This window comes from Kitasatospora sp. NPDC059722, assembly GCF_042733235.1.
Lineage (GTDB): Bacteria > Actinomycetota > Actinomycetes > Streptomycetales > Streptomycetaceae > Kitasatospora.
In genome coordinates, this window is the sequence record NZ_JBHWGD010000024.1 from 1 (window position 1) to 12,326 (window position 12,326).

Annotated in this window: 11 protein-coding genes and 1 pseudogene; 5 read left to right on the forward strand and 7 right to left on the reverse strand. The window is 72.6% G+C overall.

The annotated features are described in order from the left end of the window. Positions 1 to 369 (reverse strand): annotated as a pseudogene (locus ACFV4F_RS17585) (hypothetical protein); the annotation flags it as partial. A gap of 217 nt (positions 370 to 586) precedes the next feature. Here ACFV4F_RS17585 and ACFV4F_RS17590 point away from each other — a divergent pair. Continuing rightward, on the forward strand, positions 587 to 1,462 hold the full coding sequence (locus ACFV4F_RS17590; RefSeq protein WP_380503340.1) for an SAM-dependent methyltransferase: 876 nt from the start codon (positions 587 to 589) through the stop codon (positions 1,460 to 1,462). Positions 1,463 to 1,476: 14 nt separating this feature from the next. Here the strand turns inward: ACFV4F_RS17590 and ACFV4F_RS17595 are convergent, their stop codons facing one another. From ACFV4F_RS17595 to ACFV4F_RS17605, 3 genes are all read right to left on the reverse strand, one after another. Next, positions 1,477 to 2,595 carry an alpha/beta hydrolase gene (locus ACFV4F_RS17595; RefSeq protein WP_380435380.1) on the reverse strand — a complete coding sequence of 373 codons (1,119 nt, stop codon included), beginning with the start codon at positions 2,593 to 2,595 and terminating at the stop codon, positions 1,477 to 1,479. A 101-nt stretch (positions 2,596 to 2,696) separates the two neighbouring features. Further along, positions 2,697 to 3,422 (reverse strand): response regulator, encoded by a 726-nt coding sequence (locus tag ACFV4F_RS17600; RefSeq protein ID WP_380503343.1) that lies wholly within the window; start codon positions 3,420 to 3,422, stop codon positions 2,697 to 2,699. After that, positions 3,419 to 3,664 (reverse strand): hypothetical protein, encoded by a 246-nt coding sequence (locus tag ACFV4F_RS17605; RefSeq protein ID WP_380503346.1) that lies wholly within the window; start codon positions 3,662 to 3,664, stop codon positions 3,419 to 3,421. Before ACFV4F_RS17605 ends, ACFV4F_RS17600 begins: the two co-directional genes overlap by 4 nt. 179 nt (positions 3,665 to 3,843) lie before the next feature. Here ACFV4F_RS17605 and ACFV4F_RS17610 point away from each other — a divergent pair, with 179 nt between their 5' ends. Both ACFV4F_RS17610 and ACFV4F_RS17615 read left to right on the forward strand, forming a co-directional pair. Continuing rightward, complete coding sequence (locus tag ACFV4F_RS17610; RefSeq protein WP_380435377.1) at positions 3,844 to 4,281, forward strand: SSI family serine proteinase inhibitor; 438 nt, start codon at positions 3,844 to 3,846, stop codon at positions 4,279 to 4,281. A 45-nt stretch (positions 4,282 to 4,326) separates the two neighbouring features. Continuing rightward, positions 4,327 to 4,920, forward strand: coding sequence for a DUF4291 domain-containing protein (locus tag ACFV4F_RS17615; protein WP_380503510.1), 594 nt, complete (start codon positions 4,327 to 4,329; stop codon positions 4,918 to 4,920). Here the strand turns inward: ACFV4F_RS17615 and ACFV4F_RS17620 are convergent, their stop codons facing one another. The 3 genes from ACFV4F_RS17620 to ACFV4F_RS17630 all read right to left on the reverse strand — a co-directional run bounded on the left by ACFV4F_RS17620 (position 4,921) and on the right by ACFV4F_RS17630 (position 8,431). After that, positions 4,921 to 5,739 (reverse strand): MBL fold metallo-hydrolase, encoded by an 819-nt coding sequence (locus ACFV4F_RS17620; protein WP_380503349.1) that lies wholly within the window; start codon positions 5,737 to 5,739, stop codon positions 4,921 to 4,923. Positions 5,740 to 5,884: 145 nt separating this feature from the next. After that, a complete protein-coding gene (locus ACFV4F_RS17625; RefSeq protein WP_380490598.1) occupies positions 5,885 to 6,340 on the reverse strand; it encodes a hypothetical protein in 456 nt (151 codons plus the stop codon). Between the two features lie 180 nt (positions 6,341 to 6,520). Further along, positions 6,521 to 8,431: a putative Ig domain-containing protein gene (locus ACFV4F_RS17630; RefSeq protein WP_380503352.1), complete on the reverse strand. Its 1,911-nt coding sequence runs from the start codon at positions 8,429 to 8,431 to the stop codon at positions 6,521 to 6,523. 448 nt (positions 8,432 to 8,879) lie between these two features. Here ACFV4F_RS17630 and ACFV4F_RS17635 point away from each other — a divergent pair, with 448 nt between their 5' ends. After that, the gene (locus ACFV4F_RS17635; RefSeq protein ID WP_380503355.1) at positions 8,880 to 11,123 is read left to right on the forward strand and encodes an RICIN domain-containing protein; all 2,244 of its coding nucleotides are present in this window, start codon (positions 8,880 to 8,882) and stop codon (positions 11,121 to 11,123) included. A gap of 242 nt (positions 11,124 to 11,365) precedes the next feature. Beyond that, positions 11,366 to 12,148, forward strand: coding sequence for a S1 family peptidase (locus ACFV4F_RS17640; RefSeq protein WP_380503358.1), 783 nt, complete (start codon positions 11,366 to 11,368; stop codon positions 12,146 to 12,148). Positions 12,149 to 12,326 lie beyond the last annotated feature (178 nt).

Consider the following 12,326-nt stretch of genomic DNA (forward strand, 5'->3'; position numbering starts at 1 on the left):
GGCCAGGACCGCGCCGAGCAGTGCGAGCTGTTCGGCGAGGGTCTCCGGGCGCAGGCCGGCCCGGTGGCAGAAGCGGCCGATCGCGGCGTCCATCGCGGCCGTCTGGACGGCGGCCGGTTCGCCCTGCGCGGCGAGCCAGGCGGCGAGGTGCTCCTTGAGCAGGCGCCAGGCGTAGGCGGCCGGGACCTCCTGGCGCAGCGCGAGCGCCCAGTTTCGGTGCAGGTGCTCCCGGGTGCGGCGGACCACGAGGGCGGCCGCGTCGCCCTGCGGGCCGACCTGGGTGCGGGCGAACGCGATCCAGGCGGGCTCGTGGGTGCCGCAGAAGGCGTCGAAGGTGAGTCTCAAGCGGGCGCCCCGGTTGATGGTCATGCCGTGGACCTTCCCGTGTGGTCGAAGGGGAACGTGCGCGCCCCCGTGACACATGCAAGCGCATCGGGGGGCTCGTCGTGCAATGGCGGCGCGCGGATCCGGCGGAGCGGACGGAAAAGTAGGACTACGGACGGAACTGACGGTTCCTCACCTATTCTTGGGCCCCGGGCATCGTGGCGAAGGGGGAGCCGTGGGGACGGGCAGTGACGGTGCCGAGGTGGATCTGCAGCTGTACCGGGCGCATTCGGCCCGGATGTACGACTACTTCCTCGGCGGCACCACCAACTTCGCGCCCGACCGCGAGGCGGCCGGGCGGGCGATGGCCGTCTTCCCGTGGGCCCGCACCGCCGCCCGCGCCAACCGGGCGTTCATGCACCGCTCGACCCGGCTGCTCGCGGACCGCGGCATCGACCAGTTCCTCGACGTCGGCACCGGCATCCCGACCTCGCCCAACCTGCACGAAGTAGCCCAACGAGTGAATCCGCGGGCACGCGTCGTCTACGCCGACAACGACCCGATCGTGTACGCGCACGCGCAGGCGCTGCTGCACTCGACCCCGCAGGGCCGCACCGCCTACGTCCAGGCGGACGTCCGCGAACCGGAGGCCATACTGCGCTCGGCCGAACTGCGCGACACCCTCGACCTCGGCCGGCCGGTGGCGCTCAGCCTGGTCGCGCTGCTGCACTTCGTGCCGGGCGAGGACGACGCCCACGCGATCGTCGACCGGCTCAAGCGGGCCATGCCCGCCGGCAGCGCGCTCGTGCTCAGCCACGGCACGCCGGACTTCGCCCCCGCCGAGACCGAGCGCGCCGCGCAGGTCTACCAGGCCGCCGGGACCGCGGTGCGGATGCGCACCCGGGAGGAGATCGCCGGCTTCTTCGACGGCTGGCAGCTGCTCGACCCGGGCCTCGTCGCCAGCCACCGCTGGCGCCCGGACGCCGGCGAGGACGAGGGGGACGGCGAGGACGGCGCGGGCTGCGAGGACGGCGCCGGCCCGGGCGAGGCGGGCGCGGGCGGCGCGGAGGGCGCCGGCCCGGGCGGGGCGACGGACGCGCAGGTCTCCGCCTACGCGGCCGTCGCCGTCAAGCCCTGAGCCCGGGCCGGTGATCAGCCCGTTTTCCCGACGGCCTGGGTCAGCCACGCGAACACCGACGGCACCATCGGCTCCCACGTGGACGTCAGGTGCGGCCCGTTGACCTCGACCGGGGTGACGACGGTCGGCGCCTTCGCGGCCTTCTGCAGCGCGACCGCGTCCTCGTAGCCGTCGCCCTTCTTGCCCGTCACGTACAGCGCGACGTCCGGCGGGGTCTGCGCGTGCTGCAGCATGTAGAGCGGGTTGGAGACCTCCCGCAGGTGCGCGTCCTTGGCGGTCAGCGAGTCGTTCTCGCCCATCGGGTCGTTGTAGCCGGACATGCTCACGGCCGCGTGGAAACGGTTCGAGTGCGCGATGCCGAGCCGCGCCGCGCAGTGCGCGCCCGCCGAGTAGCCGGCCACGGCCCAGTTCTCCGGGCCGGGCTCGGCGCGGAAGTTGTCGAGGACCATCTGCGGCACGTCACGCGCCAGCCAGGTCTCGGCGTTGACCTTGCCGGGCACGTCGGCGCAGCCGGTGTCTACGTGCGCGGGGAGCAGCACGACGCGCGGCGAGACGAGGATGAACGGCGCGACCTGACCGGACTTCATCAGCGGCGCCAGCTGCTTGGAGACGTTCATGCTGCCGAACCAGGCGCTCGACGAGCCGGGGAAGCCGGCGAGCAGTTCGACGACCGGGAACTTCTTGTCCTTGTAGGCCGGGTCGTCGTACTGCGGCGGCGTCCAGACCAGGACCTCGCCGTCCACGCCGGAGACGCGGCCCTTCAGGTCGGTCGTCTTCACGTCCTTCGGCACGGCCTTGTCGTCCACCGGCCCGAACTGCTGGATCACCCGGGGCTGTCCGGGCGCGTTCGCGGCCGCCGTCGCGTCCCCCGCGGGCGGCACGGGCACGGCCCGGACGTGGTTGCCGGTGCCGAGCAGGTCGTCCCAGCCGCCGTAGAGGTGGTTGTCGTTGTTCACCATCACGAACACCAGGGTCACGGCGGTGACCTGGGCGAACACCACCATCCCGAACCGCGCCCCGAACCGGAGCGGCTGCGGCCCGCGCACCCGGTTCCAGAAGTACATCAGGAGGCCTATGGAGAGCGGGACGAGGACGAGCGAGAGGACGAAGAAGGGCGTGCCTGTCAGTTTCACACCCTTGTTGACGGTGAGAACGCGCGTCCGGTTGCCTCTCGTGGATCAAGCCTTGGAAGACCTTCGGCGGCGAGGGGCGGGCCGGTCGCCATCCGGCCGTCTCAGCCGGGGAATCCCGGCACCACCAGGCCCGATTCGTACGCGATCACCACCGCGTGGGTCCGGTTCTGCGCACCGAGCTTGGTCAGCACGTTCCCGACGTGCGTCTTCACCGTCTCCAGGCCCACCCCGAACGACGCCGCGATCTCCGGGTTGGACAGACCCGTGGCCATGAGGCGCAGCACCTCCTCCTCCCGGTCCGTCAGAGCCGCCCGGGGCAGCGCCTCGGCGGAGTTCAGCGGGCGGGCGGTGACCATCTGCCGCAGGGCCGCCGGGAAGACGATCGCCTCGCCGGCCGCGACCACCCGCACCGCCTCCGCGATCTTGGGCACCGGGAACCGCTTGAGCACGAAGCCGCAGGCCCCGGCACTGAGCGCGGCGGTGACGTACCCGTCGTTCTCGAAGGTGGTGATCACCACGACCTTCGGCGCTGCCTCCGGACCGGCCAGCAGCCGCCTGGTCGCCTCGATGCCGTTGAGGCGCGGCATCCGCACGTCCATCAGGACCACGTCCGGCCGCAGCCGCTGCGCCTCCTCGACCGCTTCGACACCGTCGGCGGCCTCCCCGACAACCACGATCCCCGGCTGGGCCGAGAGGAGCACGCGCAGACCACTGCGGGTCACCGCGTCGTCGTCCGCGATCAGGACGGCGACGGGGGCGACGGCGGGGGCGGGGGCGTTCACATCGGCGCTGGTCAGGGCAGGCGTGCTGGTGTCCGAAGCGATCATGACGACGAGCGTACCGGCAGCCGGACGGCGAGCCTCCACTGCTGCGGCCCGGCCGGCCCGGACTCCATCTCGCCGTGCAGCAGCCGCACGCGCTCCGCGAGTCCGGGCAGGCCGTGCCCGGAGGTCGGGAAGGCCCGGCGGACCGGCACCGGCCGGGGCGCGGCCGTCACGGCCGTGGTGACGTCGTCCCTCGCGATCGTGGTGTCAGGCCTCGTCGCCGTCTTCTTCGTCTGGTACGCCAACCGGACGCAGGCGTGCTATCAGCCCGACAGTTTCCACCAGTACACGGAGTGCGTGCGCCAACACCTCTCCGGGAACTGACCGGCCGCCGACCAGGTGCCGTGGCCCCCGGGGCCGTGTCCCCCGGGGCGGGTGAGTCGTTGTCCGTCCGGCCGGTCGCCGTCCCCGAGGGAGCACTCCCATGCCCAAGCCCCGCACCACCGCCGTCGCCGCCGCCCTCGCCCTGCTCGCCCTCGCCGCGCCGGCCACGGCGGCGCAGGCCCGGACCACGACCGCGAACTGGCTGAACGTCGCGGTCTTCGCCGGCTCCGACGACAAGCAGCTGATCGGCCGCGACAGCGCCACCCTGCACTGCGCCGACGACGGCTCGGCGACCGGCCACCCCCACGCCGCCCAGGCCTGCCGGGACCTCGCGGCGGCGGACGGCGACATCGACCGGATCGCCCACCGGAACGGCCTGTGCCCGATGGTCTACAGCGCCGTCACCGCGAAGGCGTACGGCACGTGGAACGGGCGGCACGTGGAGTACAGCAAGACCTTCGGCAACGACTGCGTGATGAAGGCCCAGACGGGCGCGGTCTTCGACCTCGCGGCCCCCACCGCCGAGTGGGTCCCGTAAAACCGCTGGTGGAACGGGCCGAAGGGCGGCATGCTCGGGCCCGTGATGGAAGTACCACTGCACCAGATCCGCGCCCGCCACACGCCGGAGACGATCACCGTCCACCAGGCGTATCCGCCGGAGATCGGCCTGCCCGCCGCCCGTGACGGCCGCTTCCCGCCCGCCTGGAAGCGGGACCGCATGACGTGGATCAAGCCGTCGTTCCTGTGGATGATGTACCGCTGCGGATGGGGCACCAAGGCCGGCCAGGAGACCGTCCTCGCCGTCGAGATCACGCGCGAGGGCTTCGAGTGGGCCCTGCGGAACGCGTGCCTCTCGCACTACGCGCCGGGGCTGCACCCCGACCGGGCCACCTGGCAGCGCACGTTGAAGACCGCACCCGCCCGCGTCCAGTGGGATCCGGAGCGGGACCTCCACCTCCGGGCGCTCCCCCACCGGGCGTTGCAGCTCGGACTCTCCGGCGAGGCCGCGCACCGGTACGCGGACGAGTGGATCGTGGGCATCACCGACGTGACGGCCCTCGCCCACGAGGTCCACGGCCTCGTCCGCGCCGGCGACCTGACGGCCGCCCACGCACTGCTCCCCGAGGAGCCCCCGTACCCGGTGGACGACGGCCTCCTCGCCCACCTGCGCGGCTGATCAGCCGATCCGCGGCGCGAGGTACTCCAGCGCGTAGCCGTCGCCGGCCGGGGCCACCCGGGCGATTCCGGGTGAGTCGAGGTGGGCGCCGGCCACGAACCGCCGTGGCTGGGCGAGTTGCTCCAGGAGATCCGCCCGCGCGGCGCGGGCCCGGGGCTGGTCGCCGTCGTACTCCCAGGCCACGTTCGGCCGGTCGAACTGCAGCGTGGGCACGTGCACGGTGTCGCCCCAGACGAGGAGGCGGCCGGTGCCGCTCGTGATGTCGTAGACGGTGTGACCGGGCGTGTGACCCGGCGCCGGGACCGCGGTCGTCCAGTCGTTGATCACGGCCTTCTCCGACACGGGGACGACCCGGTCGCGGAGCGGCTCCAGCCGTCCCGTGAACACCGGGGCGTCGCCCGCGCCGATCCACACGCGTTCGAGCTTGGCGAACGCCTCCGAACCGTCCGGCGCGATCAGGCCGCTCACGTGGTCCACGTGCCGATGGGTGATGGCCACGTCGGTGATCTGCGCGCGGTCGATCCCCGCTTCGTCGAGCGCGTCGTGGAGCAGCCCCATGGTGGGGTCGTGCCAGGCGTCGGACGCGCCGGTGTCGACGAGGACCGACCGCGTTCCGTCGGTGATGAAGAAGGCGTTGACCGACAGCCGCAGATTGCCGCCGACCAGCGGGACGGCGCCCGGCAGCACGTCGAACGCGCCGCCGTGCTCGTCGCGGAGCAGCGTCGGCGGCATGTCGATGTACCCGTCCCGCAGCGAGACCACCCGCAGGTCGCCGAACTCGAACGCGGCATGGTGGCGGCCGCTCGACGTCAAACGCATGGAGTCTCCGTCGTGTTGGGGTGCATCACGCATCTCGGGTGGAAGATCTCCATCCTCGGTCACCCGGGCGGCGCTGTCCAAGGCCGAGGCGGTCCGGCCCGGGGCCGGAACCGGAACCGGGCCGCCCGGACCGGGCCCGCGTCGCTCAGCCCGTGACCTCCACCGTGACGTCGTAGGTGCGCTGGTCCGGCCCGCACGCGAGGGCCTCGCCGCAGACCGTGCGGGTGGCGGTGAGGTGGACGGTGCCGGCCGCGTGGGCGGTGAACGCCGTCGTCACGGTGCCGCAGCCGGCGCCGGGGCGGCAGGACGGGGACGGGGCGGTCGTCGGGGTGCCGCTCGGGGCGGCGATGTCGGCGGCCGAGCTGGCGGGGGCGGACCAGTACGTGCTGTGGAGCTGGACGGTGACGGTCGAGCCGACCGGGACCTTGACCGTGGTGCGGTCGGCGTGTTCGTCCACCGTGACCGCCGCGGGGCTCGGGGTGGGGGAGGCCGGTGCGCCCGCCCCGGTGGACGCTCCGGTGGAGGCCCCGGTGGAGGCGCAGCCGGTCAGGGCGAGGAGGGCGGCGGCCAGGGCCAGGGTGGCGGGTCGTCTCAGGTTCACGGTGGGGTTCCCTCGTGCTGGTGGGGGGGCTGCTGTGGTGCCGGTTGGACGCGGCCGGGGCGCGATCGGATCCCTCCTGAGCAGGAAAGAAGCGGTAAAGCCGCAGGAAAAAGCGCCGCACCGGGGCGGGCCGTGTGGCCCACCCCGGTGCGGTCGGTCGAGCTGAGGATCAGACGGGCGTCAGGAGACGGTCACGTCGTCGTAGTAGGTGTAGGTCGGGTCGCCCGGGTAGTTGTCGTCGCGGTTCGTCAGGGTGAGGGTGTAGCTGTGGCCCGGGGTCACGGCCGCGGTCTTGTTGACCCAGGCGGAGGTGGCGGCGCAGGTCTTGGCGAGGACCGTGGTGGTGGTGCCGGTGGTGTTGTCCTTCAGGGTGGCGGTGGCCCAGTCGTAGGTCACGGTGTCCGGGCAGGTGTTGCTGTACCAGAAGGAGAGCCTGCTGGAGCCGGCCGGGGCGGTGAACGTCTGGGCGATCGAGGAGGTGGTGCTCGGGTTGGCCGAGCCGACCATCGCGCCGTACCCGCCGCTGTGCGCCGCGGAGCCGGAGGCGGAGGTGGAGCCGGCCGAGGTCCAGCCGGACAGGTTGCCGGTCTCGAAGCCGCCGTTGGTGATGGCGTTGCCGCCGCCACCGCCGGTGCTCTCGGTCCAGCCGAAGGAGGCGCTGCCGGAGGCGTTGGTGCTGTCCTTGGCGGTGACGGTGACGGACGAGGTGCCGGCGGCGGTCGGGGTGCCGGAGATCAGGCCGGTCGAGGAGTTGATCGACAGGCCGGCGGGCAGGCCGGTGGCGGAGTAGGTGAGCGCCTGGCCGGAGGCCGAGTCGGTGGCGTGGATCTGCAGGCTCGCCGCCGTGCCGACGGTGCCGCTCTGGCTGCCCGGGTTGGTCACGGTCACCGTGTTCTGGCCGGTGCCGCCGCCGACGATCGGGTGCGAGATGGCGCAGGAATTGGTGTCGTTGGACCAGCTGGCCTGCTCGGCGAAGGAGCCGGTGCCCATGGTGATCATGGCCGCGCCGCCCGTGGTGCCGGGGGAGAGCCAGGCGCACTCGTCGGAGTTCTCCTGGCCGTTGTAGCTGCTGCCGGACACGTGGTTGGTCCAGCCGCCGGCCGGGAACTGGTCGGACATCGTCTCGTGCCACTCGTGGCCGAGCGTCATCGTCCAGCCGTCGAGGGTGCCGCTGCCGGAGTTGATGAATCCGACCCCGCAGCCGGCGCCGGAGTCCATGTTGTACGGCTGGTTGGAGAACGCGAGGTCGCCGTAGGGCGAGTTGACCGCGCCGCCGGTGAGCGTGGTGTCACCCGTGTAGTCGTGCCAGGCGCAGTACTGGTTCTGGTAGTTGTCCGGGTTGGTGCCGGTCGGCGAGAGGATCACGTAGTACGCGTCGCGGTTGGACGCGGCCGTGGTGTTGCCGAAGTGGCCGGCCGCGTTGACGGCCTCCTGGCCGAGCTGGTTGCCGCTGGCGGCGCTCGGCGAGGCGCCCGAGTTGTCGTACCAGACGCCGGACAGGACGCCGCCGCTCTGGTACGGGACGAAGCTGGCGTTGGACGGGCAGCTGACCGCGCCGGACGCGACGTTGGGGCCGTCGCACCACTGCGTGAGGTCGGCGGACCAGAGCTCGCCGCCGGTGCCGATGTCCTTGAACATCTCCTGGGCGACGGCGGCGGCGCCGTCCGGGTCGCCGGAGAAGGTCGCGTCGCCGCTGCCGTTGGTGCCCTGGCTGCCCCACTGGCTGCCGTAGAAGACCAGGTAGACCTTGGCGTGGCCGTCGAGGACGCCGACGCCGTTGGTGCCGCCGCCGTACGACAGGGTCTCCGGACCGGTCGCCGCGGTGCCGGCGTGGGTGTCCGCCCAGGCCTTCATCTTGGCGTTCTGCGCGATGGTCGGCATGGCGCCGTGCCGGTACGGGTGCTGGTACTGGGGGCTGAACGGGTTCGCCGCCGACGCGCTCGGCCGGTTCGTCGCCTCGGGCTGGGCCTGTGCGGCGGTGGAGGCGAATCCGGCGGCCGCGAGGGCCAGCGCCGCGACGCCGGACAGGACCGTCGTTCTCGCCTTGCGGGTCGGTCTGCCCGCCTTGTGGGGCGTGCGGGAAATACCCATGGTGGGGGGAGCCTCTCTCATGCCGACCACCCGCCTGCCTGTTGGCAGCGGGGCTGTGCGGGGTGAGGACGGAGGAGAACAGGCGGCACCGGCACGTGATCCGACGGATCGTCGGTCACGGATCTACGAGGGGGATGGGGGCGGTGCAGCCTGCCACGCCACAGCAAAGCAGGTCCCGGAAATGGGGGTCAACGGGCCGGTGAGTAAAGGGCTTTGAGCTGAACACAACGTTTTCGAAAAATCCGCACGCGGGCGTGCGGTTGGGATCTCGGATTTCCTGCGTCAACAGATTACGGGCTGCTTATTCAGTGATGGCCGGACTTATCCAGTGAAGTCGAGGCGCGGAGCGTGTCGGCAGTCTTGACCGGGCTGACGCTTGCTGCCACTGTCGTGCTCGAAGTTGCTTGAACTGAAGCAGAGTTGAGCAAGAGTGAGCCAGGGAGTGCCCGTGTTCCCTCACCCGTCCCGCAGACTCGCCACCCTGTTGACCGCCGCGGTCCTGCTCGCGGCCACGGTCACCGCTTCCGCGCTGCCGTCCGCGGCCTCGGCCGACGAGCCCGACGGCTCGGCCGCCTACACCGTCACGGTCGGGGCGCCGACGCCCTTCACCCACCCCACCGACACCCCCGCCGTCCCGTACGTCGACAAGGACGGCACCTTCTACTTCCAGCAGTCCGCCGCGCTGTACGGCAAGAACGACCCGCGCTACTGGGACTTCTTCACCGGCACCGACTTCGACACCGCCACCCGGTCCGCCGCGATCAGCGGCGCCGTCAACCCGGCCGACCCCGCCGACCGGAACGACGACACGACCTCGCGCTGCAACAACAGCCCCACCGGGCGCGGCGCGACGTTCGCCGGCGGCGCCAGCGGGTACGCGCAGAAGAACTACTGCGACCTGTCCGGCGTGTGGGTCGACCCCGACACCGGCGACTGGTACGGGCTGGTGCACAACGAGTTCACCCCGCAGCCCTTCGGGGACGGGCTCCACTACGACGCCATCGACTACGCCGTCTCCACCGACCAGGGCCGCACCTGGGCGATCAGGGACCACGTCATCACCTCGCCGTACAGCACGAGCCGGGGCGACACCGCGCAGTTCCCCAACGAGACCTACTCCTACGGCGACGGCGACCAGCGGCTCCTCGTCGACACCGCCTCCGGGTACTTCTACGTCTTCTACGGCTCGCGGATCGTCGACAAGAACGGTGGCTGGAAGGCGTTCCACTCCCACGTGGCCCGCGCGCCGATCGCCTCCAAGATGGCGCCCGGTTCCTGGCGGAAGTGGTACGACGGCGCCTGGACCGAGCTCGGCACCGGCGGCCGCGAGAGCAACATGGTGCCCGTCGACGCGGACAACTCCACCGGGTACACGGCGGCGGCCGACGAGTACGACCCGGCCAACACCGGGACCTCGGCCCAGCAGATCGCCGCCGGGACGATGCCCCCGACCTCGCCGCTGTTCGTCATGGACGTCACCTACGACGCCTACCTCGGCCTCTACATCGGCGAACCGCAGGCCGTCGACCAGAGCGGCAACGCGCCCCAGCACTACTACGCCACCGCCGACCTCTCGACCCAGAAGTGGGTGCCGATCGGCGACACCGGCGGCTACCACACGGCCTCCTGGTACCGCTGGTTCCTCGACGGCGCCAACCGGACGAGCTCGGCGATCGTCGGGCGGACCTTCCGCGCCTACTGCGCGTTCGGCTGCTCCGGCGGGGCGGACGGCGAGTACGTGCCGGTCACGATCGACCCGTCGGCGCCCGCCGCGCCGCCGGTCGACCCCGGCCGGGCGTACCGGATCGCGAACGCGGACGGACGGGTCCTCGCGCAGGCCGCGGGCGGCCCGGACACCACCTCGCTGGTCGCGGCGACCGGCTCGCCGCTGGAGTCCTGGACCTTCGCGGCGAACGGCGACGGCTCGTACCGGATCGCCAACGGCTCGACCGGGCAGCTGCTCGGGGTCGACTCGGGCTCGGTGAGCGGGCGTTCGTGGGGAGCCCGGCCCGTCCTCGGCGCGGCTCCGGCCGGCGGGCCGACGGTCGGGCAGCAGTGGTGGCTCGTGCCCAGCACGGCGGCGGACGGCACCGCGACCGGCGCGCTGCGGATCGTGAACCGTTACAGCGGCCTCGTCCTCGGACTCTCGGCGAACGCCTACCGGCTCACCGAGACCACCCCGAACCGGAGTTGGACCGACCGCAGCGGCAGCACGGTCGGCGGCGCGCGGACGGCGGCGGAGCAGACCCTGACGCTCACCGCCCTCGGCCCGGCCGGCACCGGGCTCGACGGCACCCGCACGGTGGTGGCCTCGGGCAAGGCGCTGGACGACCCGGCCCACTCCACCGGCCAGGGCACCCGGCTCATCACCTGGACGCCCAACGGCGGCCGGAACCAGAACTGGGTCTTCACCCGGCAGGCGGACGGCAGCTACCAGCTCGCGAACGGCGAGTCGAAGCTCTGCGCCGACGTCAGCGGCGGTTCGACGGCGGCCGGGGCCCAGGTGATCCAGTGGCCCTGCACCGGCGCGGCCAACCAGCGCTGGATCGCGACGCAGGTGGCGGGCGGCGGGTACACGCTCGCGTCGCAGAAGAGCGGCCTCCTGCTGACCACGGCTTCGACGGGCGACGGCGCGCTCGTCACGCAGCAGCCGGACACCGGCTCGGCGCTCCAGCGGTGGGTGATCGGCTGAGGCCCTGACGGTCGGACGGCGGCGGCTCCCGGGGCCCGGTGGTGGCCCTGGGAGCCGCGCGTGACGGGGTGGCGGCGTGGCGGCGCAATACTCCGATCAGCGGCGCTCTCCCCGCCGATCGGCGGGTGTCCCCGGTGGGCCGTCAGGGGCCAGCCTTGCGGGCAGTTCGGCATGGACATGCCATATCTGGTCCATGCCGCCCCCCCACGAGGCGGCCCCACACCGCCGGACAAGGACACACCATGAGGTACTTCCCGCTGCCCAGGATCCTCGCCGCCGCCGCTGCGGCCACCGCGCTCGCGCTCGCCGCGCCCGGGACCGGCGCCTCGGCCGCGCCCGTGCCGAGCCCGCCGATCATCGGCGGTGGCAGCGCGTCGCAGAACTACTCCTTCATCGTCTCGCTGCAACAGGGCGGCCAGCACATCTGCGGCGCCTCGCTGATCTCGCCCACCTGGGCGGTCACCGCGGCACACTGCGTGGCCGGCGGCACGGCCGACCAGTTCACCGTCCGGGTCGGTTCGGGCGACCGGACCTCGGGCGGCGAGGTGGCCTCGCTCGCCCGGGTCGTCCCGCACCCGAACTACAGCACCAACAACGACATCGCCCTGCTCCAGCTCGCGGCCCCCGTCCAGGCCACCCCGATCGCGATCGCCGACAGCGCGCCCGCCGGCACCGCCACCCGGCTGCTCGGCTGGGGCCAGGAGACGCCGCAGCCCGGCGGTGACAACGGCCCCGACCAGCTCAAGGAACTCGACACCAGCCTGCTCCCGAGCGGCTGCGCCGAGGGCTTCGACGCCTCCTCCGAACTCTGCGTCAACAACCCGCAGGGCCCGGACGGCAGCAACCAGGGCGCCTGCTACGGCGATTCGGGCGGCCCGGCGATCGCGCAGATCAACGGTGAGTGGCGGCTGCTCGGCGCCACCAGCCGCGCCGGCGGCACCTCGCCCACCTGTGCGGTCGATCCGTCGATCTACACCAACGTGACCGCGTTCAAGGACTTCATCCAGAGCACCATGGCGAGCTGAACCGCACTCCTGCCGAACCGCTCTCCTGCTGAACCGCTCTCCTGCGGCGGGGGGGGGGGCGGGGGGACACCCCACGACGAGCTGGTGACCGCGCCGCTCGAACACACCCACCGCCCGGGGTGTGGGGGGGAGTGGGGGGGGGCGGAGGGGGGCTAGTGGGAGGGGGGGGGGCGGTGTG